At 66.4% G+C, this 24340-nt stretch carries 23 protein-coding genes and 2 riboswitches; of the genes, 8 read left to right on the top strand and 15 right to left on the bottom strand.

Going from position 1 to position 24340, the window contains the following annotated elements; translation table 11 throughout:
* Position 1 precedes the first annotated feature (1 nt).
* From lptC to ASE00_RS20960, 3 genes are all read right to left on the bottom strand, one after another.
* Positions 2–670, bottom strand: coding sequence for an LPS export ABC transporter periplasmic protein LptC (lptC, locus tag ASE00_RS20970; RefSeq protein ID WP_056383687.1), 669 nt, complete (start codon positions 668–670; stop codon positions 2–4).
* 128 nt (positions 671–798) lie between these two features.
* Complete coding sequence (locus ASE00_RS20965; RefSeq protein WP_056383686.1) at positions 799–1416, bottom strand: ribonuclease D; 618 nt, start codon at positions 1414–1416, stop codon at positions 799–801.
* Positions 1417–1486: 70 nt separating this feature from the next.
* Positions 1487–2227, bottom strand: a complete 741-nt coding sequence (locus ASE00_RS20960; protein WP_056383685.1) for a TerC family protein — start codon at positions 2225–2227, stop codon at positions 1487–1489.
* Between the two features lie 322 nt (positions 2228–2549).
* Between ASE00_RS20960 and ASE00_RS24345 the strand changes: the two genes are divergently transcribed.
* Entirely contained in the window at positions 2550–3353 is an 804-nt protein-coding gene (locus ASE00_RS24345) for a cold-shock protein (RefSeq protein WP_056383684.1), read from the top strand.
* 86 nt (positions 3354–3439) lie between these two features.
* Here the strand turns inward: ASE00_RS24345 and pgi are convergent, their stop codons facing one another.
* The gene (gene pgi, locus ASE00_RS20950; protein WP_056383833.1) at positions 3440–4942 is read right to left on the bottom strand and encodes a glucose-6-phosphate isomerase; all 1503 of its coding nucleotides are present in this window, start codon (positions 4940–4942) and stop codon (positions 3440–3442) included.
* A 172-nt stretch (positions 4943–5114) separates the two neighbouring features.
* Between pgi and ASE00_RS24280 the strand changes: the two genes are divergently transcribed.
* From ASE00_RS24280 to rsmD, 3 genes are all read left to right on the top strand, one after another.
* The gene (locus ASE00_RS24280) at positions 5115–6140 is read left to right on the top strand and encodes a cache domain-containing protein (protein WP_056383683.1); all 1026 of its coding nucleotides are present in this window, start codon (positions 5115–5117) and stop codon (positions 6138–6140) included.
* A gap of 178 nt (positions 6141–6318) precedes the next feature.
* Complete coding sequence (locus ASE00_RS20940) at positions 6319–7137, top strand: pseudouridine synthase (RefSeq protein ID WP_414819871.1); 819 nt, start codon at positions 6319–6321, stop codon at positions 7135–7137.
* A 1-nt stretch (position 7138) separates the two neighbouring features.
* Positions 7139–7663, top strand: coding sequence for a 16S rRNA (guanine(966)-N(2))-methyltransferase RsmD (gene rsmD / locus ASE00_RS20935; RefSeq protein ID WP_056383681.1), 525 nt, complete (start codon positions 7139–7141; stop codon positions 7661–7663).
* Here the strand turns inward: rsmD and ASE00_RS20930 are convergent.
* The 7 genes from ASE00_RS20930 to ASE00_RS20900 all read right to left on the bottom strand — a co-directional run bounded on the left by ASE00_RS20930 (position 7660) and on the right by ASE00_RS20900 (position 14728).
* Positions 7660–8211 (bottom strand): TetR family transcriptional regulator, encoded by a 552-nt coding sequence (locus ASE00_RS20930; RefSeq protein WP_056383680.1) that lies wholly within the window; start codon positions 8209–8211, stop codon positions 7660–7662. The two genes, rsmD and ASE00_RS20930, sit on opposite strands and share 4 nt — an antisense overlap.
* Before the next feature lie 80 nt (positions 8212–8291).
* Complete coding sequence (locus ASE00_RS20925) at positions 8292–8918, bottom strand: DUF938 domain-containing protein (RefSeq protein ID WP_056383679.1); 627 nt, start codon at positions 8916–8918, stop codon at positions 8292–8294.
* Positions 8919–9020: 102 nt separating this feature from the next.
* Positions 9021–10589, bottom strand: coding sequence for an aminomethyl-transferring glycine dehydrogenase subunit GcvPB (gene gcvPB, locus ASE00_RS20920; RefSeq protein ID WP_056383678.1), 1569 nt, complete (start codon positions 10587–10589; stop codon positions 9021–9023).
* Positions 10586–11956, bottom strand: coding sequence for an aminomethyl-transferring glycine dehydrogenase subunit GcvPA (gene gcvPA / locus ASE00_RS20915; protein ID WP_056383677.1), 1371 nt, complete (start codon positions 11954–11956; stop codon positions 10586–10588). Before gcvPA ends, gcvPB begins: the two co-directional genes overlap by 4 nt.
* Before the next feature lie 121 nt (positions 11957–12077).
* Positions 12078–12449, bottom strand: coding sequence for a glycine cleavage system protein GcvH (gene gcvH / locus ASE00_RS20910; RefSeq protein ID WP_056383676.1), 372 nt, complete (start codon positions 12447–12449; stop codon positions 12078–12080).
* Positions 12450–12452: 3 nt separating this feature from the next.
* Positions 12453–13583, bottom strand: a complete 1131-nt coding sequence (gene gcvT / locus ASE00_RS20905) for a glycine cleavage system aminomethyltransferase GcvT (protein WP_056383675.1) — start codon at positions 13581–13583, stop codon at positions 12453–12455.
* A 51-nt stretch (positions 13584–13634) separates the two neighbouring features.
* Positions 13635–13754: riboswitch (glycine riboswitch) on the bottom strand.
* Between the two features lie 2 nt (positions 13755–13756).
* Positions 13757–13852: riboswitch (glycine riboswitch) on the bottom strand.
* A 234-nt stretch (positions 13853–14086) separates the two neighbouring features.
* Positions 14087–14728 carry a hypothetical protein gene (locus ASE00_RS20900; protein ID WP_235538780.1) on the bottom strand — a complete coding sequence of 214 codons (642 nt, stop codon included), beginning with the start codon at positions 14726–14728 and terminating at the stop codon, positions 14087–14089.
* A gap of 111 nt (positions 14729–14839) precedes the next feature.
* On the opposite strand from ASE00_RS20900, the gene ispH reads away from it, so the two are divergent.
* From ispH to rnhA, 3 genes are read left to right on the top strand one after another with little or no spacing between them, the layout of a single operon-like run.
* A complete protein-coding gene (ispH, locus tag ASE00_RS20895; RefSeq protein ID WP_056383674.1) occupies positions 14840–15790 on the top strand; it encodes a 4-hydroxy-3-methylbut-2-enyl diphosphate reductase in 951 nt (316 codons plus the stop codon).
* On the top strand, positions 15790–16749 hold the full coding sequence (gene thrB, locus ASE00_RS20890; protein ID WP_056383673.1) for a homoserine kinase: 960 nt from the start codon (positions 15790–15792) through the stop codon (positions 16747–16749). The genes ispH and thrB overlap by 1 nt, the downstream gene beginning before the upstream one ends.
* Positions 16746–17186: a ribonuclease HI gene (gene rnhA, locus ASE00_RS20885; protein ID WP_056383672.1), complete on the top strand. Its 441-nt coding sequence runs from the start codon at positions 16746–16748 to the stop codon at positions 17184–17186. Before thrB ends, rnhA begins: the two co-directional genes overlap by 4 nt.
* A 134-nt stretch (positions 17187–17320) precedes the next feature.
* On the opposite strand, the gene ASE00_RS20880 is transcribed toward rnhA, so the two are convergent.
* Positions 17321–19159 carry a PAS domain-containing hybrid sensor histidine kinase/response regulator gene (locus tag ASE00_RS20880; RefSeq protein ID WP_268801369.1) on the bottom strand — a complete coding sequence of 613 codons (1839 nt, stop codon included), beginning with the start codon at positions 19157–19159 and terminating at the stop codon, positions 17321–17323.
* Between the two features lie 305 nt (positions 19160–19464).
* Entirely contained in the window at positions 19465–19830 is a 366-nt protein-coding gene (locus ASE00_RS20875; protein WP_056383670.1) for a winged helix-turn-helix transcriptional regulator, read from the bottom strand.
* Between the two features lie 98 nt (positions 19831–19928).
* On the opposite strand from ASE00_RS20875, the gene ASE00_RS20870 reads away from it, so the two are divergent.
* Positions 19929–21044: an NADH:flavin oxidoreductase gene (locus tag ASE00_RS20870; protein WP_056383669.1), complete on the top strand. Its 1116-nt coding sequence runs from the start codon at positions 19929–19931 to the stop codon at positions 21042–21044.
* Positions 21045–21082: 38 nt separating this feature from the next.
* Here ASE00_RS20870 and ASE00_RS20865 read toward each other — a convergent pair whose 3' ends face one another.
* Together ASE00_RS20865 and secA are read right to left on the bottom strand one after the other, a co-directional pair.
* Positions 21083–21454 (bottom strand): YbaN family protein, encoded by a 372-nt coding sequence (locus ASE00_RS20865; RefSeq protein ID WP_056383668.1) that lies wholly within the window; start codon positions 21452–21454, stop codon positions 21083–21085.
* A 96-nt stretch (positions 21455–21550) separates the two neighbouring features.
* The gene (secA, locus tag ASE00_RS20860) at positions 21551–24286 is read right to left on the bottom strand and encodes a preprotein translocase subunit SecA (protein ID WP_056383667.1); all 2736 of its coding nucleotides are present in this window, start codon (positions 24284–24286) and stop codon (positions 21551–21553) included.
* Between the last annotated feature and the right edge of the window lie 54 nt (positions 24287–24340).

Genomic DNA, 24340 nt, shown 5'->3' with positions numbered 1-24340 from the left:
CTTACCGTCCTCCAACGCTCTTCGTCCGCGCCGCTCTGGCCTGTCGCTGATCGATATGCAAGCGCGCGCGGCCTTCGAGCACGACAACGCGCGTGTTGAGATCGGCGGTGAAGCGGTCGCCCGCGAAGGTGCCGATGTTCATCCGGCCGTCGACCCGGCCCTGGCTCGCCACCTGCCGGGTTTTCAGATCGATGCCGACATCGCGGGTTTCGATATGATAGCCGTCGGCGGAGTGGAACAGCACCTTGCCGTCGACCGCCACCTTCTCGCTGTCCATGTCGTAACGGCCCTGGCCGGCGTCGATCTGCGCGGGGCCGTCCTCCAGCTGGATCTTGGCGGCGAGCGATTTGAGGCGGACCACCGGATCGCGCGACGAGACCTGGACGGCCGAGCCCGCGCTCAGCTCGAAAGGCTGGCCCTTGCTGTCCTCGCCCCGATAGGTCGCCGAGGTGACGCGCATCCGCTCGCGCGCCACCTCGACGCTGTCCTTCGACAGGACGAAGCTGATGTCGCGGCCGACGGTGAGCGGGGCGAGCGCAAGGAGGATCACCAGCGCGACGATCGCGGCGGGCAGGACGAGCCGCAGGATCGCGATCAGCCGATCATGGCTGCTTCCGCTCGCGGCCCAGAGCTGGCGCTCGGTCCGAGCGCGATCGGCTAGTTCAGACATGCCGCCCCTCCACGTCATTCCCGCGAAAGCGGGAATCCACGGACGGCGGGCGGTCAAACCTTATGCGGGTCGTGACCATGGATTCCCGCTTTCGCGGGAATGACGATGTGGTGGTTTGCGCCCGCGCCTCAAACATGCGCGAAGATGTCTATTTCCGGCCAGCCGGCGAGATCGAGTTCGGCGCGCGCGGGCAGGAAGTCGAAACAGGCCTGGGCGAGCTCCATCCGGCCTTCGCGGACCAGCCGCTCGTCGAGGATCTTTCGCATCGCGTGGAGGAAGCGCACGTCGGACGCGGCATAATCCTTCTGCGCCTCGGAGAGGTCTGACGCGCCCCAGTCGGACGACTGCTGCTGCTTCGACACTTCCTGGCCGAGGAGTTCGCGGACCAGCTCCTTCAGGCCGTGGCGGTCGGTATAGGTGCGGATCAGCCGCGACGCGGTCTTGGTGCAGTAGACCGGGGCGGCGACGACGCCGAGATAATGCTTGATCGCGGCAAGATCGAAGCGCGCGAAATGGTAGAGTTTCAACCGGGCGGGGTCGGCGAGCACGGCACGCAGGTTGGGCGCTGCATAGTCGCTGCCCGCGGCGAAGCGGACGAGATGCTCGTCGCCGCGGCCGTCGGAAATCTGGACGAGGCATAGCCGGTCGCGTGGGGTGATCAGCCCCATGGTCTCGGTGTCGACCGCGACCGGCCCTTCGGCGAGGACGCCCTCGGGCAGGTCTTCCTGATGCAAATATACTGTCATCCGCCCGCCTTACGGCGCGCGCGGGGGGAGGGCAACCATGCTTGACCCGCCCCCGCCCGCGAAAACGGGGCTATTGCGCTTTGCGCTGCCGCGCGCGGCGCTGGACCATGTTCAGCCCTTCGACCAGCGCGGAGAAGGCCATGGCGGCGTAGATATAGCCCTTGGGCACATGGACCCCGAAGCCTTCGGCGATCAGCGTCATGCCGATCATGAACAGGAAGGCTAGCGCCAGCATCACGATCGTCGGATTCTTCTCGATGAAACGCGACAGCGGGCCCGCGGCGGTCATCATCGTCGCCACCGCGGCAATCACCGCGATGAACATGATCGGGACATGGTCGGTCATGCCGACCGCGGTGATGATCGAATCGATCGAGAAGACGAGGTCGAGCAGGATGATCTGAACGATCGCCGCGCCGAAGCCGAGCCCGGCCTTCTTCGCGTCGAACATGTCGCCCTCGTCGTGCTGGTCGACATTGTGGTGGATCTCCTTGGTCGCCTTCCACACCAGAAACAGACCGCCGGCGACCAGGATGATGTCGCGCCATGACAGCGGATGGCCGATTATCTCGAACACCGGCCGCGTCAGCGTGACGATGAAGGCGATCAGACTGAGCAGGACGAGGCGCATGCCGAGCGCCAGGCCGATGCCGATCATCCGGGCGCGGGCGCGATACGCCTCGGGCAGCTTGTTCGTCAGGATCGAGATGAAGATCAGATTGTCGATGCCGAGCACCACCTCCATCGTCACGAGGGCGGCCAGCGCGGCCCAGTTGGCCGGGTCGGCGAAAATGACGGCGATGTCGGTCATGATGTCCTTCGATGCTGCGGCGTCGCCCCGCGACTCGGAGCCTCCGAAGCGTTGTCTAGGGGCGAATCGCCTGTGAAACGATGGCCCCAACCGTGAGAAAACACGGTAACATTTGATCGAGAGGTTCGGTTCGACCGCGCTTTTACCCGCGTCGCCGCCCCCGTTCCGTGGGGAACATAGCAAAACCGCTCGCAGGCGGAGCGTATTTGCTTTATGTCTTTTTTTGGCGTGGCTGATTTTGCGCGCCGGAAGGCGGCTGCGCCAACGCCCGGCGCAGCAACCTTTCGATGCTTGGGGCGAGATTCGGGAAGAACTGCAAGGCATGGGTTTCGATAGAGGTAAGCGCGGTCCGCGCGGCGGCAGGGACAAGCGCGACGGCTTCGGTGACGACAGTTACGGTGGCTATGCAGGCGGTGGCGGCGGCTTCGGCGGCGGCGATCGTTTCGGTGGTGGCGGCGGTTACGGTGGCGGTGGTGACCGCTTCGGTGGCGGCGGCGGTGACCGCTTTGGCGGCGGCGGCGGCGGCGGTGGATTCCGCGGCGGCGGCGGCGGTTTCGGCGGCGGTGGCGGCGGTGGCCGTGGCGGCATGCCGGCCCAGGTCATCGGCGAAGGCAAAGGCGTCGTCAAATTCTTCAATGGACAGAAGGGCTTCGGCTTCATCGTCCGCGACGATGGCGGCGAAGATGTGTTCGTTCACATCTCCGCGGTCGAGCAGGCCGGGCTGACTGGTCTGGCCGATGGCCAGCCGCTCGAGTTCACCCTCGTCGATCGCGGCGGGCGCGTTTCGGCCACTGATCTGAAGATCGATGGCGAGCCGATGCCGGTCGAAGAGCGCGCTCCGCGTGAGCCGCGTGAGGGCGGTTTTGGCGCTCCGCGCGCCGGCGCTGGCGGCCCTGCTCGTCAGCTGACTGGCGAGAAGGCCACGGGCACGGTGAAGTTCTTCAACGCGATGAAGGGCTTCGGCTTCATCCAGCGCGATGACGGCCAGCCGGATGCCTTCGTCCACATCTCGGCGGTGGAACGCGCCGGCATGACCAACCTCAACGAAGGTGACCGACTCGAGTTCGAACTCGAGGTTGATCGCCGTGGCAAATATGCCGCGGTGAACCTCACCCCGATGAGCTGATCTTTCCGGTCAGCGGTCGAAAAAAGACCCGGCTTCCGCAAGGAGGCCGGGTTTTTCATGAGTTCCTCCCCTCGATGGGAGAGGAACTACGGGAGCGCCCGCGCGATTAGCGCTCGGGTCGAGGCATCGAACCGGTCGGTTCCCTCGCTCTCGATCGAACGCGCGATCTCCTTGCCCAGCTCGACGCCGAACTGGTCGAACGGATTGATTCCCATCAGCACTGCATTGGCGAAGGTACGGTGCTCGTAGAAGGCGAGCAGCGCGCCGAGCCGGGCCGGATCGACCCGGTCGAGCAGGATCGTCGTCGACGGGCGGTCGCCTGCATAGGCGCGGGCGGGGTCGTCATTGGGCTTGCCGGCCATCAGCGCCGCGCCTTGCGCGAAGCAGTTGATCAGCAGCGCGCGGTGGTGCGCGTCGTCGAGGACGTGGCCAGGCTCGACCGCGGCGATGAATTCGACGGGGACGAGGCGTGTCCCCTGATGGAGCAACTGGAACACCGCATGCTGCGCGTCGGTGCCGACCCCGCCCCAGGTGATCGCCGCAGTGGGGCCGTCGACCGGCGAACCATCAGCCTTCACGCTCTTGCCGTTCGATTCCATCTCGAGCTGCTGGAGGTAGGACGGCAGCAGCCGCAGCCGCTCGTCATAAGCAAAGACCGCGCGCGTCTCGGCGCCCCGCGCCACCGAATAATATTGGTCGACAAAGGCGGCGAGCAGCGGGATGTTCTTCTCGAGCGGGGCCGAGCGGAAATGCCGGTCCATCGCCGCCGCGCCCTCCAGCAGGGTCTCGAAGGCATCCCAGCCGAGGCCGAGCGCGGCCGGAAAACCGATCGACGACCATAGCGAATAGCGTCCGCCGACGCTTTCGGAGAAGGGCAGGATGCGGGTTTCGTCGACGCCCCATTCGACTGCCTTCTCGGGGGCGGCCGTCAGCGCGATGACGCGCGAATAGGGATCCTCGACATTGTCCTCTTCCATCCAGGTGAGGACGCTGCGCGCGTTCATCATCGTCTCGGTGGTGGTGAAGGTCTTCGACGCCACGACGAGCAGGGTCGCCTGCGGATCGAAGCGCTTGAACACCTCGTCGAGCGCCGCGCCGTCGACATTGGAGACGACCGCCACCTCATAACGGTCGGCGTCGCGGCCGAGCGCGTCGACCAGCAGGTCGGGCCCTAGCGCCGATCCGCCGATGCCGACATGGAGGATATGGCGCACCGGGCCCAGCACCTCGGCCTCGATCGCGTCGATCATCGCACGCATCCGTGATTGGAAACCGCGTGCGCGGGCGACGCTGTCGGGGGCGCCCTGGCCGCGTTCGGCGGGATGCTCGGCGGCGCGGCCCTCGGTGACGTTGACCGCTTCGCCCGCGAACAGCGCGTCACGCTTCGCCGCGAAATCGCTGGCCTCGGCGAGCGCGCGGAAATGGCCGATCAGTGCAGCCGACAAATGGGTCTTCGAGAAATCGAACAGGATTCCCGATTCTTCGATCGACAGGCGCGAAAGCCGGTCGGGTTCGGCGGTGAAGAGCTCCGAAAGGGGGCTCGGGGACGTCCCGGTGATGGCGGTCCAGGCGTCCTTGGCGGCGGTCATGCGTGGCTTCTCCATAGTGCAGTGCAGCGAATGGCGGTTTTTCGAGGTTTCCGCTGTGGATGGTTACGGCTTGTTTACCAATTCGTCCCATCATGATTCCCGAAAGAGCAACCAAATGCCATCAGCTTGATGCCGAGGGTGCCGCAAACGAGGTCGGATTGGGAGACCACGAATGCAGGACGACATTCTGCGCCTGGCCTATGAGGTCTCGCGCATAACAGAGGAAAAGGTCGACCGGATCGACCGGGTGATGAAGCAGACCGGCATGCTTGCGATCAATGCGCGGCTCGAAGCCGCGCGTGCGGGCGAGGCGGGGCGCGCCTTTTCGGTCGTCGCGCAGGAGCTCGGCGCGCTGGCGGCCTCGATTTCGGGGATCGGCGGCGAATTGCGCTCGGCGATCGCGTCGAACATCGCCTCGCTGCGCACTGCGGGCAGCCAGATGCTCGTCGATTTCAAGGGCACCCGGCACACCGATCTGGCGCGTTCGGCGGTCGAGATCATCGATCGCAACCTCTACGAACGCTCGTGCGACGTGCGCTGGTGGGCGACCGACAGCTCGGTCACCGACGTGCTCGAATCGCCGGGCGACGCCAATGTCGCGCACGCGACCGAGCGGCTCGCGACGATCCTGCGCTCCTACACCGTCTATCTCGACCTGTGGATCGCCGACAGCCAGGGCCGGGTGATCGCGACCGGACGGCCGGACCGCTATCCGCACGCCATCGGCCAGGACGTCTCGCGTGAGGACTGGTTCCGCGCGGCGATGGGCACGCAGACCGGCGACGACTTCCGGGTGTGCGACATTTCGGTCAATCCGACGCTGGGCAACGCCCAGGTCGCGACCTATTCGACCGCGGTCCGCAGCGGCGGCCACACCCGCGGCGCACCGATCGGCGCGCTCGGCATCTTCTTCGACTGGGCGCCGCAGGCCGCCGCGATTCTCGACGGCATCGGCCTGTCCCCGGCAGAGCGGCAGAGTTCGCGGCTGATGCTGCTCGATGCCGGTCACCGCATCATCGCCTCGTCGGACGGCGAAGGCATCTGCACCGAACACTATCCGCTCCAGACCGAACGGCGGGAGAGCGGCTATTATCAACGCGACGGCAAGCTGATCGCCTTCGCGGTAACCCCCGGCTACGAAACCTATCGGGGCCTCGGCTGGCTCGGCTGCATCGAAAGCCAGATGCAGGACGATTGAGGGCGGTCGCCGTCACCTCCACGCAAAACTGGTGCTGACGGCGTTACGGCGCTAGAGCCCCCTCATGCGTCCTCCCAGAACCCCAGGCGGCCGGCCTCCCGGCCGATCGTCCTCCGGCAGAGCCGGCAGCGGCGCGCCGATCCCGCCGCCCAAGCTCGGCCGCCGTCAGGCGCGTGGCTTGGCGCGGCCGATCAAGCCGTCGGTCCCGCATCCCGCCCGCGAAGGCGCGAAGCCCGGCAAGGAACCGCAGCGCATCGCCAAGCTGCTCGCCCGCGCTGGCGTCGCCTCGCGCCGCGAGATCGAGCGGATGATCGAGGACCGCCGCGTCGCGATCGACGGGGTCGCGATCGAGACCCCCGCGACGCTGCTGACCTCGCTCAAAGGCGTAACCGTCGACGGCAAGCCCGTCGCCGCGCCCGAGCCCACCCGCCTGTTTCTCTACCACAAGCCCAAGGGCCTGCTGACCACCGAGCGCGACCCGAAGGGGCGGCCGACCATTTACGACAAGCTGCCCCCCGGCCTGCCGCGGGTGATGCCGATCGGCCGGCTCGATCTCAACACCGAAGGGCTGCTGCTGCTCACCACCGATGGCGAGTTCAAGCGCCAGCTCGAACTGCCCGCGACGGGGGTCGAGCGCATCTACCGCGCCCGCGCCTATGGCAATGTCACCCAGGAACAGCTCGAGGACCTGATCGAGGGCGTCGAGATCGATGGTGTCCGCTACGGTTCGATCGACGCCAATATGGAGCGTCGCACCGGGGCGAATGTCTGGATCGAAATGAAGCTTCGTGAGGGCAAGAACCGCGAAGTGCGCCGCGTTCTCGAATATCTTGGGCTGGAAGTGTCGCGGCTGATACGTGTCGCCTATGGCGCGTTCGAGCTGGGCGAACTCCAGCCGGGCGAGGTCGGTGAGATCCTGCAGCACCAGCTCGTCGCTTTCCGCAAGACGCTCAAGTCCGTGAAGGGGCCGAAGGCGCCCCAGCCTCCGGAAGCATAGGGTGCGGATCATCGCGGGTCTCTGGCGCGGCCGTCCGCTCATCGCGCCAGCCGGTGACGCGACCCGCCCGACCGCGGACCGGACACGCGAGGCGCTGTTCTCGATGCTGACCAGCAGGCTCGGCAGTTTCGAAGGCTTGAAGGTTGCCGATGTCTGCGCGGGTACGGGGGCGCTGGGGCTAGAAGCGCTGTCGCGCGGCGCCGCGCACTGCACCTTCGTCGAGCGCGACCGCGCGGCGGTCGATGCATTGCGCGCCAACATCGCCAAGCTGGGCGCGCACGCCGAGGTGCGCGCGATCGCCGCCGAGAGCTTTAGTGGCGGACCGTTCGACCTGGTGCTGATCGATCCGCCCTACGGCACCGGCCTTGGCCAGAAGATCCTCCCGCAGATCGCGCTCGCCCCCGGCGGATGGGCGAGCATCGAGACCGCGAAGAACGAGGATGTCAGCGTACCGGGCTTCACCGTCGAGGCCGAGCGGGTTCACGGCAAGGCGCGGATCACCCTGTTACGGCGCGAAACGGTTTAGGCACCAGCCTGCACGCGCGAGCGTGCGGCCTCGGCAACGCGGGGCGCGGCGCGGTCGAGCAGGGCGATGCCGTTGACGATCGCCAGCATCATCGCCGCGGCGTTGCGTGACTGGGTGCCTGCCGGAAAATGGACGCTGTTGACGATCCAGTCGGTCCACAATTCGGCGATGGCAGCGGCCGCCTCGCTATATTGTTCGTCGCCGCGCGCGGCACGGGCGGCGATCTCCAGCCACAGCTGGGCAAAGGCGCGGCCTTCGGGCTCGGCGAGCAGATTGGCGGCGTGTCCGACCATATTCTGCGGCGGAAGCCGGCGGCCATAGGTGGTCTGGGCAAGATGCCGTGCGAAGCGGTCCGACACGCAGGCGAGGACGTCGCCCACCAGTGCGGTCTTGGTCCCGAAATAATAGAGCAGCATCCGATCGCTGGTGCCCAATCGCGCTGCTGCCGGGCGCAACGACAGTGCATCGAGCCCTTCAGCCAGCATGATATCGGCCAGCGCCTCGGTCAGCAGAACGCGCTTTGCGCTCCGCGTTTCCATCATATTCATGTCGCGATCCCCCCGGATTCGGAGGCTCTGTAGCATATGCTACAGGTGCGAGTCCTAGCGAAAACCCGTGGAATTGTGAACTATTGTGCCGGAGCGAGACCGTCCGCACGCCGCCGCAGCAGCAGCGAGAGGTTGTTGGCGGGCATCTCGACGACCCTATCGAGGGCTAATCCATGCTCGCCTGCCAGCGCGACTACGGTGTCCAGATCGCGCAAGCCCCATCGCGGATCGCGCGTCTTCAGGCTCTCGTCAAAGGCTTCGTTGCTGGGCGCGGTCGGTATACCGGCGCGGCGATAGGGCCCATAGAGAAACAGCGGCGCGCCCTCATCCAGGAGTCGCGCTGCGCCCTGCATCAAACCGATCGTCGCCTCCCACGGGCTGATATGCAGCATGTTGATGCACAGGATTGCGTCCGCTTTCGGGACTGGCCAGCGGGGCGCGGCGGCGTCGAGCAGCAAAGGCGGACGCAGATTCGGCAGTTTCGCCCCCTCGGCCCAGGCGCGAATCGAAGCGAGCGCCGAGGGATCGGGGTCACTCGGCTGCCAGACCAGACCGGGCAGCGCCGCCGCGAAGTGGATCGCATGTTCGCCGGTGCCGCTCGCGACTTCGAGGATGGTGCCGCTCGCGGGCAGCGCATCGCGCAGGATTGCGAGGATCGGCTCGCGATTGCGCTCGGTGGCGGGGGCATAGCGGCGGGCGTTGGTCATAGTCCGCTTTACCGCCATTCCGGCAAAGCTGGAATCTCTCTTCTTCTCATGTTCCGAGAAAGGCAGGGAGATTCCAGCTTTCGCTGGGATGACGGGTAGCGGCTACTCCGCCGCCTGCGCCAGCATCTCGTCCTTCCACACCAGCACCGGCTTGCGCGCCGCGGCGGTCTCGTCGAGGCGGCGGCGCGGGGCCAGCGCCGGGGCGGCCTTGAGCGCGGCGTCGCCCGCCTTCGCCCGCCCGGCGACCGAGCGGAGCGCGCCGATGAACTGGTCGAGCGTCGCCTTGCCCTCGGTCTCGGTCGGCTCGACCAGCATCGCGCCATGGACGACGAGCGGGAAATACATCGTCATCGGGTGGAAACCCTCGTCGATCAGCCCCTTGGCGATGTCGAGCGTGGTGAAGCCCTGCGCCAGCCCTTCGTCGCTGAACAGCGCCTCGTGCATGCAGGGGCCGCTGCCGCCGAATGGCGCGTCGAGCAGATCGTCGAGGCTGCGCAGCACATAGTTGGCGTTGAGCACCGCATCCTCGGCGACCTGGCGCAGGCCGTCCGCGCCATGGCTGAGGATATAGGTCAGCGCGCGGGTGAACATGCCCATCTGGCCGTGGAAGGCGGCCATGCGGCCGAAGCTCGACCCATGATGCTCGCCCGCCGTCTCTTCCTCGACGACGACGAACCTGTCGCCCTGCCTGTCGACGAAGGGCAGCGGCGCATAGGGTGCGAGCGCCTTCGACAGCACCACCGGGCCTGAGCCCGGCCCGCCGCCGCCATGGGGCGTGGAGAAGGTCTTGTGCAGGTTGATGTGCATCGCGTCGATGCCGAGATCGCCGGGGCGCACGCGCCCGACGATCGCGTTGAAGTTTGCGCCGTCGCAATAGACATAGCCGCCCGCGGCATGGACCGCGTCGGATATGCGCTTCATGTCGCGCTCGAACAGGCCGCAGGTGTTGGGGTTGGTGATCATCACCCCCGCGACGTCGGGCCCCAGCCGCGCGGTCAGCGCGTCGAGGTCGACGCGGCCATCGGCGGTCGCGGGAATATTTTCGACCGCATAGCCGCAGAAGGCCGCCGTCGCCGGATTGGTGCCGTGCGCCGATTCGGGGACGAGGATCACCGAACGGTCGCTGCCCGCCGCATCATGCGCGGCGCGGATCGCCAGCAGTCCGCACAGCTCGCCATGCGCACCCGCCTTGGGGCTCATCGCCACCGCCTGCATGCCGGTCAGCGTGATCAGCCAGTCGGCGAGTTCGTGGATCACCGCCAGCGCGCCCTGCACCGTATCGACCGGCGCAAGCGGGTGGACATCGGCGAAGCCGGGCATCCGCGCGACCTTCTCGTTCAGGCGCGGATTATGCTTCATCGTGCAGCTGCCCAGCGGGAAGAGGCCGAGGTCGATCGCATAATTCTGGCGGCTGAGCCGGGTATAGTGGCGCACCGCCTCCGGCTCGGGCAGGCCGGGCAGGCCGATCGGCCGGTTGCGCTCCAAGCCGCCGAGGCGGCTCGCCACCTTGGGGACGGCGGGCAGGTCGACCCCGGTGCGGGCATAATCGTCCTGCTCGAAGATCAGCTTCTCCTCGAGCATCAGCGCGCGGTTGCCGGTGAAGGTCGCTGGGGCAGCAGCTTCGGTCGAGGTTTCCGGGCGCGTGACGCGGCCTTCGCTGTTCATGCTCATGCCGCCAACTCCGCTTCGAGGGTCCGGGCCAATGTTTCGACATCCTCACCCGACGTGGTCTCGGTGACCGCGACGACAAGGCCGTTGGCGAGCGCGGGCGCGTCCGGATAGAGCCGGCCCAGCGACACCCCGCCCAATATCCCCTGGTCCGCCAGCGCGCGGACGATGGGCCGCGCCTCCTTCGCCAGCTTCAGGGTGAACTCGTTGAAGAAGGCGCCGTTGATCAGCTCGACCCCGGGGACCTGGCTGAGCCGCTCGGCCGCCGCGACCGCGCCGGCATGGTTGAGCGCGGCGAGGTTACGCAGGCCGGTCTCCCCCAGCAGCGTCAGATGCGCCGAGAAGGCGAGCGCACACAGCCCGGCGTTGGTGCAGATGTTCGAGGTAGCCTTCTCGCGGCGGATATGCTGCTCGCGGGTCGACAGCGTCAGCACGAAGCCGCGTTGGCCGTCGGCATCGCTGGTGACGCCGCACAGGCGGCCCGGCATCTGGCGGACATATTTCTCGGCACAGGCGAACAGGCCGACATAGGGGCCGCCGAAGTTGAGGCCGACGCCGATCGACTGGCCTTCGCCGACGACGATGTCCGCGCCCATCTCTCCGGGGCTGCGAATCGCGCCGAGCGAGACCGGCTCGGTGACGACCGCGATCAGCAGCGCGCCCTTTTCATGGCAGCGCGCGGCGAGCTCGCTGAGGTCGGCGACATGGCCGAGGATGTTGGGGTTCTGGACGACGACACAGCTGGTGTCGCCATCGATCGCGGCAAGCAGCCGCGCCATGTCGTCGCCGGGCGCACCGGGGGTGAGGTCGGGCAGCGCGATGTCGAGCGCGTCGCCGGTGAAGCGCGCCATCGTCTTCGCCAGCGAGACGTAATGGGGATGCAGCCCCGCCGAGAGGATCGCCCTGCCCCGCCTGGTGACGCGGCGGGCCATGGTGATCGCTTCCCAGCAGGCGGTCGAGCCGTCATACATCGAGGCGTTGGCGACGTCGCAGCCGAACAGGCGGGCGACCTGGGTCTGGAATTCGAACAGCGCCTGCAGCGTACCCTGCGCGATTTCGGGCTGATAGGGCGTGTAGCTGGTCAGGAACTCGCCGCGCTGGATCAGATGATCGACGCTGGCGGGGACATGATGCTTGTATGCGCCGCAGCCGAGGAAGAACGGCGCTTCCCCCGCCGACAGGTTGCGCTTCGCCAGCCGCGCCATATGCCGCTCGACCGCCAGTTCGGACGCGTGGTTTGGCAGGCCCGCGATCGGGCCGGACAGGCGGGCTTCGGCGGGAACGTCGACGAAGAGGTCATCGACCGACGACGCGCCGATCGTGGCGAGCATTGAAGCCCGGTCGGCATCGGTGAGGGGCAGGTAGCGCATTTGTTGCTCCTAGCCCCTCCCCTTCAGGGGAGGGGTTGGGGTGGGGCCTCTGATCCTGAAGTGGCGCCTGTGGAAAGGCCCCACCCCCGGCCCCTCCCCTGAAGGGGAGGGGTGAGAGGCTTTACAGTCCTTCGCAGAACGCCTTGTAGGCGGCGGCGTCCATCAGACCCTCCAGCTGAGAAGGATCGGCGAGCGCCAGCTTGAAGAACCAGCCGCCGGTCTCGGGCGCGCTGTTGACCAGCGACGGGTCCTCCTCCAGCGCGGCGTTGATCTCGCTGACGGTGCCGGTGACGGGGGCGAACACGTCGGACGCGGCCTTGACCGACTCGACTACCGCGGCCTCGCCGCCCTTGGTGACGTTGCCGCCGAGCGCAGGCAGCTCGACGAAGACGATGTCCCCCAGCTGGGCCTGCGCATAATCGGTGATGCCGACGGTGGCGGTGCCGCCCTCGACCGAAATCCATTCATGTTCATCGGTATAATAGGTCGTCATGGGTCAGCTCCCTTGGCGGACGTAACGGTGGGGGACGAAAGGCAGCGGCGCGACGACGGCGTCGAGCCGCTTGCCGCGCACTTCGATCTGCAGCTTGTGGCCGTTGGCGGCGCTGGCGGCGGCGACATAGCCCATCGCGATCGGCGCCTGCAGCGTCGGGCTGAACCCGCCCGAGGTGATGACCCCGACTTCCGTGCCGCCGTCGAAGATCAATGCCCCCTCGCGCGCGGGCAGACGGCCCTCGACGGTCAGGCCGATCCGCTTGCGTGGCGGCCCTTCGGCGAAATGGCGGCAGATGGTGGTGGCGCCGGGAAAGCCGCCTTCGGCGCGGCGGCGCTTGGGCACCGCGAAGCCAAGGCCCGCGACCGCCGGATCGGTGCCGGTGTCGAGGTCGTGCCCATAGAGCGGCAGCCCCGCCTCGAGCCGCAGCGAATCGCGCGCGCCCAGGCCGATCGGCTTCACCTCGGGTTGCGCGGCGATCAGCGAGGCGACTTCCTCCGCCTTGTCGGCGGGAAGCGAAATCTCGTAACCGTCTTCGCCGGTATAGCCCGAGCGGCTGACCCAGACAGGCACCTTGCCGATCTCGAAGGCGCCCGCGGTCATGAACACCAGCGCCTCGACCCCTGGACAGATCCGCGCCAATGCGTCGACCGCCTTCGGGCCCTGAAGCGCCAGCAGCGCCTGTTCGTCGAGATGGTTGAGGACCAATTCCTCGGGCAGATATTCGTGGAGATGGGCGATGTCGTCGGCCTTGGTCGCGCCGTTGACGACGAGGTAGAAGTCGCCCGCGCGGCGCGTCACCATCAGGTCGTCGAGGATGCCGCCCACGTCGTCGAGCAGCAGCGAATAGCGCATCCTGTCGACGCCGAGATTGATGATGTCGCCGGGCAGCAGAGCCTCCAGCGCGACGTCTACGCCTTCGGCGCCCTTGTCGCCGCTGATCAGCAGCTGGCCCATATGCGACACATCGAACAGCCCGGCCGATTCGCGGGTCCACAGATGCTCGGCGATGATGCCTTCATATTGGATCGGCATCTGATAGCCGGCGAAAGGCACCATCCGCGCGTCGCGGGCGCGATGCCAGCGGTCGAGCGGCAAGGTCTGGATGATGTCGTCTGGTTCTGCTTCGCTCACATCGGGTCTCCGTGACAGGCAACGACACCGACGGACTTTCGTCCGCAGGCCATTGCCCCCTCTGTCACGGAACCTGAGAGCTTTCGCCGCACCTGAGCCGGTCCGGCTTACCCCTTCGGTGGGACGACCCCGCCAGTTTCCCGACGCGGCCATCCGCTTTCCAGAGTGTCGATCCTGTCCACGCGGTCCTTTGACCTGAGAGATTCCGGGGCGGTTGCTCCTTCGGCGGCTTCGGCCTTTCGGCGTCGGCGCTCTCCCGCATGGTCAGCCCCCGGTTGCCCAGGGACGACGGTTCAGCGCTAGGCGCGAAAATAGGGGTGAGTCAATCGCCGATGTGGCAGTGCAGCGAAACGATCCACAAGATTTGAGGACGCCACGCTCCAACAATCGTCATCCCCGCGGACGCGGGGATCCATAACCTCCGAACTGCAAGAGGTTCGGGTTTCAGAGAATATGGATTCCCGCCTTCGCGGGAATGACGGATGAGCGTGTGAGCGGGGAGCTTACCGCGCCGCGTTGTAGGCGAGCTGGCTCTCGCTGAGCTGGAAGCCGACGAGCAGCTCGAAATTGGCCTTGTTGACCGCGTCGCGCACGGCGGGTTCGTTCATCGGGTCGAGCGCGGCGTCGGCGTCGCCCGACTTGCGCTTGCGGTTGATGCGCTGGAGGATTTCGGGGGGCAGGGTCGCCGCGGCGCGTGAGACCAGCGCGGTCGCTGATGCCTGGGCGCTGCCGCGCAACTGGCCTTCGGGGAAGGTGATCACGACCTGGCCGACCTGCTTCGATTCGAGCTGGGTCCCGGCGCGCAGCACCGTCGCGAAGTAGGGCAGGGTGATCTGGCGCGCGGGGCCGGCGACGGCGCGGCGGGCCTGGACGTCGAAACTGGCGGTGACCTGCACCTGCGCGCCGCCCTCGTTGCAGCTGGCGCGCAGATTGGTGATCGCGGCGGTCACGTCGATCGCCTCGGCGCGGCGCTCGGCGGGCGGATCGAACAAGGTGATGTCGCCGGTATAGGTCGCGATCGCTGCCGCCGGGCAGGACGAGCGCGCGATCTTGAAGCCGCCGCGCTCGTCGAACTCCATGTCGTTGGCGCAGCCGGCGAGGGTCAGCGCGGCGAGGAGGATCGCGGTCGTTTTCGGAAACTGCACGGGTACGGGCATCCTTGTCTCTGGGTCCAGGGCATGCGCGCATACCCGGCCGGTCGCGCTGATCATAGGAACCGGCTTTCGCGCAGGCAAGCAATCGCTTAAGGCCGGGCCATGAACGCAGCCGCCCCGCCTCCTCTCGACCTGCTGATCGCTGCGCCGCGCGGCTTCTGCGCCGGGGTCGACCGCGCGATCCAGATCGTCGAACTGACGATCGAGAAATATGGCGCGCCGGTCTATGTCCGGCACGAGATCGTCCACAACAAATTCGTGGTCGACGACCTGAAGGCCAAGGGTGCGATCTTCGTCGAGGAGCTGGACGAGGTGCCGGACGACGTCCCCGTCGTCTTTTCGGCGCATGGCGTGCCCAAGGCGGTGCCCGCCAAGGCCAGCGAACGCGGCCTCAATTTCTTCGATGCGACCTGTCCGCTGGTGTCCAAGGTCCATCGCCAGGCCGAGCGGCTCGTCCAGAACGGGCATCACATATTGTTCATCGGCCACAAGGGGCACCCGGAGGTGATCGGCACCTTCGGCCAGGTGCCCGATGGCGTGATGACGCTGGTCGAGACGGCCGAGAATGCCGAGACCGTCCAGCCGCCAGAAGGTGTTCCGCTCGCCTTCCTCAGCCAGACGACCCTGTCGGTCGACGACACGGCCGAGATCATCGGCGTGCTCCAGCGCCGCTTTCCGGCGATCGCGGCGCCCCGCAGCGAGGACATCTGCTACGCGACCTCGAACCGTCAGGCGGCGGTCAAGGCGATCGCTGCGCAATGCGATGCGATGCTGGTGATCGGCGCGCCGAACAGCTCCAATTCGCTGCGTCTCGTCGAGGTCGCCGAGCGCAACGGGGTCAAGGCGCGGCTTATCCAGCGCGCCGGCGAGATCGATTTCGCGTGGCTCGACGGCGTTCGCACGCTGGGCATCACCGCGGGCGCGTCGGCACCCGAGGTTCTGGTCCGCGAACTGGTGGACCTGCTCGCCACCCGCTTCACCATCATCGAGCGCGAGGTCGAATCGGTGACCGAGAACATGCTGTTCAAACTGCCTCGAACACTGGTTGCCTGATGGCCGTTTACACCCAGGTCTCCGCCGAGGAGATGAACGCCTTCCTGAACCGCTATGACCACGGCACGCTGGTATCGGCCAAGGGCATCGCCGAGGGGGTGGAGAACAGCAACTATCTGATCGAGACGACCGGCGGGCGCTTCATCCTGACTCTCTACGAGAAGCGGGTGAACGCGGCGGAGCTGCCCTTCTTCTGCGCGCTGACCGATCATCTCGCCGCCAAGGGCCTCAACATCCCGCGCATGCTGCGCGACCGGCGCGGCGAGCAGTTGCAGACGCTGGCCGGGCGGCCCGCCTGCCTCATCGAATTCCTCACCGGGGTGTCGGTGACCCATCCGACCCCGGCGCAGGCGCGCGCGGCGGGCGGCGCACTGGGTGACATGCACCGGGCGCTCGCCGATTTCCGCCAGAGCCGCCCGAACAGCCTCGATCTTGCCGGCTGGCACGCGCTGGCCGAGCGTTGCGGCGACCTGGACCGGATACAGCCGGGGCTTGGCGATCGTGTCCGGCGCGAACTCGACTTTCTCGACGCGCACTGGCCTCGCCATCTGCCGACCTCGGTGATCCACGCCGATCTTTTCCCCGACAATGTGCTGATGCTCGGCGATGAGGTGAGCGGGGTGATCGACTTCTACTTCGCCTGCACCGACATCCGCGCCTGGGACGTCGCGGTGACGCACACCGCCTGGTGCTTTGAAAATGACGGCACCGGCTATCATGCCGAGCTCGGCCGGTCGCTGATCGCGGGCTATGACAAGCAGTTCAGCCTGTCGACCGAAGAGCGGCTGGCCTTCCCGATCCTCGCGCGCGGTGCCTGCCTGCGCTTCCTGCTCACCCGCGCCTATGACTGGATCAACACCCCCGCCGACGCGATGGTGACGCGCAAGGATCCGATCGCCTTCCTCCGCCGCCTCGATTTCTACGCTGAGGCCGATCCCGAAACGCTCGTCAGCATATGAGCGAGCTCCCCCTGGTCGAGATCGCGACCGATGGCGCCTGCAAGGGCAATCCCGGCCCGGGCGGCTGGGGCGCGGTGCTGCGCTTCGGGACGACCGAGAAGGATATGTCGGGCGCGGAGAATCCCTCGACCAACAACCGCATGGAGCTGATGGCGGCGATCCGCGCGCTGGAGGCGCTCAAGCGGCCATGCCGGGTTAAGCTCTCGACCGACAGCCGCTATGTCATGGACGGCCTGACCAAATGGATTCACGGCTGGCGCAAGAACGGCTGGAAGACCGCCGACAAGAAGCCGGTCAAGAATGCGGACCTGTGGCAGCAGCTGCTGGCTGCGGCGGAGCCGCACCGGATCGAGTGGAAATGGGTGAAGGGCCATGCGGGGCACCCCGACAACGAACGCGCGGATAAGTTGGCGAGCGACGCGGCGCTGGGGTTGTAGGCTCTCTCTCCACGCGTCATCCTGAACTTGTTTCAGGATACACCAGCAAGCTGGAAGCGAACCAGGAGAGTCTGGGGGCTTTGTCCCAAAAGCCTTCAGGTTTGGAGCTCGCGGCCCGGTGGATGGCGTGGGAGTTATCCCCTCGTCCCCCGCAGGAAATCCGGTTCCACCACATTGTCGATCGCCTGGGCGATCGGGGCGGGGACCGCGCCGAATTCCTTGTTGAGCACGTCCGCCAGCGCACGGGCCTGTTCGAACAGCTCGTCGAGCACCGCGGGCTGGCATTCGTGGCGCACGCATTGGCGGACGATCGCGGCGAGCAGGCGCGACAGGCTGAAGCTGCCGAAGCTGTCGAGCAGGGTGCGCAGCGCCTCCGCTTCCGCAGCGGCGAGCTCCCACGCCTGCGCGCGCACCGCGGCGGCGATGCGCTGCGGCCGGTCGCTGACGTCGAACAGCAGCATCTTCATCAGGATCGCCGCATCGTCATAGCCGCCCTGCTCGACGAGCAGGTTGAGGCGTTCGCGGTTGAACTGGTCGCCGCCGCTATCGGTAGCAGCGCGCCGGGTTCGCCGCATCTTGGCAATCATGTCGAGCAGCTGGCCCGAGACGATCGGCTTGGCGAGGAAGCTGTCGATCCCCGCCTCGAAATAGATACGTCGCCGGTCGGGCTGTGAATCGGCGCTGATCGCCAGGATCGGCGTGTCGCAGGCGGGCGGATCGAGCGCGCGGATCGCACGCGTCGCGGAAATGCCGTCCAGTTCGGGCATCTGCATGTCCATCAGCACCAGATCGAACGGTTGGGCCGCGATCGCGCCGAGCGCCTTGCGCCCGTCCTCGACCGCGACGACCTGATGGCCCTCGCGGGTCAGCAGTCCTGCCATGAGCCGCCGGTTGATCGGATTATCCTCGGCCAGCAGGATGTTGAGCGGCCCGGTCGCGGCTTCTTCGACGATGGCGGGCCCGTCGGCGCGCTTGAACGGGATTTCGACCGAGAAGGTCGTGCCCTTCGCCGGGTCGCTCGACACCGCGATCGATCCGCCCATCGCTTCGGCAAGCTGCTGGCTGATCGCCAGGCCGAGGCCCGTGCCGCCCTGGAGGCGCATGCGCGCCGCATCGACCTGCTCCCCGCGGGAGAAGATGCGGCCCAGCGTTTCCTGGCCGATGCCGCGCCCGCTGTCACGGATGATGATCATCCAGTAATCGGCCTCGTCGTCCGACCGGGTCGGCGAAAGGCCGATCGTGACGCTGCCAGCCTCGGTGAATTTGATCGCGTTGGAGACCAGGTTGGACAACAATTGCTGGAGCCGCGCCGAATCGCCGCGCACCGGCACCGGTTCCCCGTCCAGGCCGTGCATCTCCAGCGCCAGCCCCTTCGCGCCGGCCATGCCTTCGAACAGGTCGGCCATTGTCCGGATCGCGGCCTTGAGGTCGAAATTGACGCTCTCGATCACCACACGGCCCGATTCGACGCGCGAATAGTCGAGCATGTCGTCGACGACGCTCATTACCGACGACACCGACTGGTTGAGCGCGTCGAGCAGCGGCCGACGCTGGGCCTCGTCGGGATTGCGGCGCAGCGCATCGACAGAATTGAGCAGGCCGTTCATCGGGGTGCGGATCTCGTGGCTCATTACCGCCAGCAACTCGGCCTTGGCGCGCTCGGCGGCGCGCGCCTGGTCGCGCGCGGCGATCAGCGAGCGTTCGGTCTCCACCTCTTCCGTGACGTCGCGCATGATGCCGATCATCGTTGTCGGGCCGTCCATCTGCCCGGCGACGAGCAGGTGGACCGTCTTGCCGTCGGGCCGGTTCCAGCGGATGCGGGTCTGCGCCAGATTGCCGCTCGTCATGGCGTCCTGCATCGCGACGTCGATCTTGTCGAGATCGTCCGCATGGACCATCCCGCGAATCATGTCCCGCGTCGGCGTTACGTCGGGCGCGATGCCGAGCATATGGTAGATGTGCGGCGACCAGATATAGCTGAACGTACTGCGGTCCGAACGCCAGTGGCCGAACCCCGCGAGCGATTCCGCGAGGAGCAGAAGGCGATCGGCCTCGGCTGAACTGTCAAGCGTGATTGCTCGCCCCCTTGCGACGACCTTGAAGAAACGCCCCGCCCCTAAAGCCTTTTAGTGTCAGATTCGGGGTTAAGGAAAGTGATTGATGCACGATGGAGCAAATCCTTCCACTCAGATCGAGAGCGGGACGACCCGATTTCTATCTCATCTTGGATGAACCCGGTGGGAAGGGTGGGCGGAGACGAGGCCGACGGCGGGTCGGGTCACGCGGCGGCGCGTTCGTCAAACGCTTGGCGCGCTTGCCCTACTTCATCCAGATGCTCCATGGTCCAGGCGTGGAGCGCCTGAAAAGGACCTAGCAGCGAGCAGCCGAGCGGCGTGATGGCATATTCGACCCCGATCGGCGAGGCCATGATGATCCGCCGGGATATGAGGCCGTTGCGTTCAAGCCGGCGCAGACACTGCGTAAGAGCTTTCTGCGTCACGCCCTCCAGATGCCGCCTGATGCTATTGAAGCGCATGGGCCCGGCATCGAGGACGCTCAGGACCATCATCGACCATTTGTCGGCAATCTGGTCGAACAGTGAGCGGCTGGGACAATCTGCGTTGAAATGCTGGCACAGGGACATCCGGTTTCCTCCAAGATACCTAGGCGATTGCAGGTGCGTTCTTGCGACTTGGTAGCTCAGGTATATCTGTAGCGGCAATTCACGAGAAAGGCTACGCCATGACGTCGACCGACATTCTGTTCCGACCCTTCCGCATCGGCTCGATGGAGCTGGCGAACCGCATCGTCATGGCGCCGATGACACGCAGCTTCGCACCCGCCGGCATCCCCGGGCCGGCGCACGCCGCCTATTACCAGCGGCGGGCCGAAGGCGGCGTCGGCCTGATCCTTTCGGAGGGCACGGTGATAGACCGGCCCGCCTCCCGTAACGATCCCGGCATCCCGTTCTTTCACGGGGAGGCGGCGCTGGCGGGTTGGAAAGGCGTGATCGACGCGGTGCATGCAAGCGGCGGCAGGATGGGCCCGCAGCTCTGGCACACCGGCGCGGTCAAGAGCTTCCTGGTCGAGTGGGAGGCGGACGCGCCCGTCGAGAGCCCGTCCGGCCTCGATGCACCCGGCGTCGAGCGTGGTCGGGTCATGAGCGACGGTGATATCGCCGATACCGTCGCCGCCTTCGTCAAGGCCGCCGCCGATGCGAAACGCCTGGGCTTCGACACGATCGAGCTGCATGGCGCCCATGGCTATCTGATCGACCAATTCTTCTGGTCCGGGAGCAACCGTCGCACCGACCGTTACGGCGGACCGACGATCCGTGAGCGCTCCCGCTTCGCGGCCGAGGTCGTGGCGGCGATCCGGGCGGAGGTCGGCCCGGACTTTCCGATCATCCTGCGGGTCAGCCAGTGGAAGCAGCAGGATTTTGCCGCGCGGCTGGCGGAGACACCCGAGCTGATGAGCGATTGGCTCGTGCCGCTGGTGGAAGCGGGGGTGGACGTATTGCACTGTTCCCAGCGGCGCTTCTGGGAGCCGGAGTTCCCCGAGATCGACGGCGAGAATGGGTTGAACTTCGCCGGCTGGGCCAAGAAGCTGACCGGAGCGGCCACGATCAGCGTCGGTTCGGTTGGTTTGACGGGCGATTTCATGGCCGCCTTCGGAGGCGAGAGTTCGTCTGCCGCCAGGCTCGACGGGCTGGTGGAGAGGATGGAGCGCGACGAGTTCGACCTGATCGCCGTCGGCCGCGCTTTGATCAGCGATCCAGCGTGGGTAGCGAAGGTCCGGTCAGGCGACTTGGCGGAGCTGAAGGGTTTCGACGCCGCCGCGCTTGCCGAACTGGTGTAGGGGAAGCTTGCTTTGGCGGTGCGGACTGGGCCTCGGCCCTATCCGTCGGGGCGGGTGGCGACGTAGAGCGCGCAAGCGATCAGCGCGAGCGCCACCAAAAGATCCACCCACCAGACCGGGCGTACGGTGTAGAGCATCACCCCATAGCCGCCTGCCATGCTGACGATCGCAACGATCTTCGCCTTGCGCGGTATCGCGCCGCGCTCGCGCCAGCGGCGGATCGACGGTCCGAACCAGCGATGATCCAGCAGCCAGGCCTCCAAACGCGGGCTCGAATGGCTGAAACAGGCGGCGGCGAGTATCAGGAAGATCGTGGTCGGCATGACCGGCAGAACCGCGCCGATGAAGCCCAGCGCGACCATCAGCCACCCCAGTGCGAACCAGCCCCAGCGTTTTATAGGGCTGTGCATCAGGGAAAGATCCTCACTTCACCCGTTGGTCGGGAGCGAAGGGACGCACCGGCGTGGCGAAGGTTCCGCTCGCGCCAAAAAGGTCGTTCGCCCGTCTCAAAGCGCGCCGTGGCAGTGCTTGTATTTGCGGCCCGAGCCGCAGGGGCATTGCGAGTTGCGGCCCAGTGTCGCGGCGACTTCGGGCGGGACCTGATAATCGTCGCCTGCCACGCCCAGCGCCGCTTGTGGCGCGCGGGTAGTGATCAGGCCCAGCGAACCGGCGTCCCGGTCGGCCGAATCATCCTCGCCGGTGAACGGATCGATATGGCTCGTCACGAAGTCGGGCATCGGCGGCAGTTCGGCATATTGCGGCTGCATCTCGAAGCGGGCGTTGCCGAGGATGCGGGTCACCTCCTCACGGATCGCGATCAGCATGCGTTCGAACAGCGCGAAGGCTTCCGACTTATATTCGTTGATCGGCGTCTTCTGCGCATAGGCGCGCAGATGGATCACCTGGCGGAGCGCGTCGAGCGTCGCCAGATGTTCCTTCCAGTGATGGTCGAGCGTCTGCAGCAGGACGCTCTTTTCCAGCGAGTGCCAATGCTCGTCCTCGATCGGCGCGCGTTTGGCAGCGATCGCGGCGTCGGCCTCGGCCAGCACCTTTTCGGCGAGCAGTTCGGGATCGATGCCGTCCTGCGCGAGCCACTCGTCGAACGGCGGCTCGATACCCAACGTTTCGGCGGCGCGCGTCTTCAGCGTCTCCATGTCCCACTGCTCGGGATAGCTGTTGGGCGGACAGGCTTCGCCGACGATTGAGTTCGCCGTCTCGGCGCGCATGTCGGTGACGACGTCGTCGACCGTCTCGGCGTCCATGATGTCGGCGCGCTGCTCATAGATCACCTTGCGCTGATCGTTCATCACGTCGTCATATTCGACGACCTGCTTGCGGATGTCGTAGTTGCGCGCCTCGACCTTCTTCTGGGCGGTCTCGATCGCCTTGGAGATCCATGGGGAGACGATCGCTTCGCCATCCGCCAGATTCTTGTTCATCATCCGCGCGAACATCGTCTGGGGGCCGAAGATGCGCAGCAGATCGTCGTCGAGCGACAGGTAGAAGCGGCTGAGGCCGGGATCGCCCTGACGGCCCGAACGGCCGCGCAACTGGTTGTCGATGCGGCGGCTTTCATGCCGTTCGGTGCCCAGCACGAACAGGCCGCCGGCGGCGAGCACAGCCTCCTTCTCGGCGATGATCTCGGCGCGGATGCGCTCGGCGGCGGCGTCGAATTCGGGGCTGCCGATCTCCAGGTCGGGATGCTCGTCGAGCATGCGGAATTCGAGGTTGCCGCCCAGCTGGATGTCGGTGCCGCGGCCCGCCATGTTGGTGGCGATCGTTACCGCGCGCAGGCGGCCCGCCTGGGCGACGATATGCGCTTCCTGTTCATGGTAGCGGGCGTTGAGCACCTTGTGCTCGACGCCTTCCTTGACGAGGAACTCGGACAGAAGCTCGGACTTCTCGATCGACACCGTGCCGACCAAGACTGGCTGGCCGCGCTCCTTGGCCTCGCGGATCGCCTGGGTGATCGCGGCGAATTTATCCTGGATGTTCTTGTAGAATTCGTCGTCCTGGTCGATCCGCTGCACCGGCAGGTTGGTCGGGATCGTGACCACGTTCATCTTGTAGATCTGGTAGAATTCCTGGGCCTCGGTCGCGGCGGTGCCGGTCATGCCGCCCAGCTTGGGATACATGCGGAAATAATTCTGGAAGGTGATCGAAGCGAGAGTCTGATTCTCGGGCTCGATCTGGACGCCTTCCTTGGCCTCGACCGCCTGGTGCAGGCCATCCGACCAGCGGCGCCCGTCCATCATGCGGCCGGTGAACTCGTCGATGATGACGACCTTGTCGTCCTTGACGATATAATCGGTGTCGCGCTTGAAGGCGACATTGGCGCGCATCGCCTGATTCAGGTGGTGGACGACCTGGGTATTCTCGAAATCATAGAGGTTGCCCCCCTCGAGCAGGCCCGCGGCCTCGAGCAGCCGCTCGATCCGCTCGGTGCCGTCCTCGGTCAGCACCACCGAACGCTGCTTCTCGTCGAACTCGTAGTCCGCTGGGGTGACCTGCTTCACGATCGCGTCGACCTGCTTGTACAGCTCTGACTTGTCGTCGGTCGGACCCGAGATGATCAGCGGGGTGCGCGCCTCGTCGATCAGCACCGAATCGACCTCGTCGACAACAGCATATTTGAACGGGCGCTGCACCATCAGCGCCCGGTCATATTTCATGTTGTCGCGCAGATAGTCGAAGCCGAACTCGTTGTTGGTGCCGTAGGTGATGTCGCAGGCATAGGCGTCGCGCCGTTCCTGGTCGGACAGGTTGGGCACGATCACGCCGACGGTCAGGCCGAGGAATTTGTACACCCGGCCCATCCATTCGGAGTCGCGGCTGGCCAGATAGTCGTTGACGGTGACGACATGGACGCCTTCGCCCGACAGCGCGTTCAGATAGACCGCAAGGGTCGCGACCAGCGTCTTGCCCTCACCGGTCCGCATCTCGGCGATCTCGCCGCGGTGGAGGACGATGCCGCCGATCATCTGGACGTCGTAATGGCGTTGGCCGAGCACCCGGCGCGCCGCTTCGCGTACCGTGGCAAAGGCTTCGGGCAGCAGCGAATCGAGCGTTTCGCCGTCATCGAGACGCTTGCGGAAGGCGACGGTCTGACCCGCCAGTTCCTCGTCCGTCATCGCCTGGAGCGTGGGCTCGAACGACGCGATCCGCTGGATGATGGGGCGCAGCGACTTCACATAGCGGTCGTTCGACGAACCGAAGATGGCTTTGGCGAGGCCGCCGAGCATGGGCATTCCTTGAAATATGGGCGCGGCGGAGGCCTTTCGACCACCGTGCGTCAG

This window comes from Sphingomonas sp. Root710 (genome assembly GCF_001429065.1).
Classification (GTDB): Bacteria; Pseudomonadota; Alphaproteobacteria; order Sphingomonadales; family Sphingomonadaceae; genus Rhizorhabdus.
This window is presented reverse-complemented; position numbering and strand designations above follow the sequence as displayed.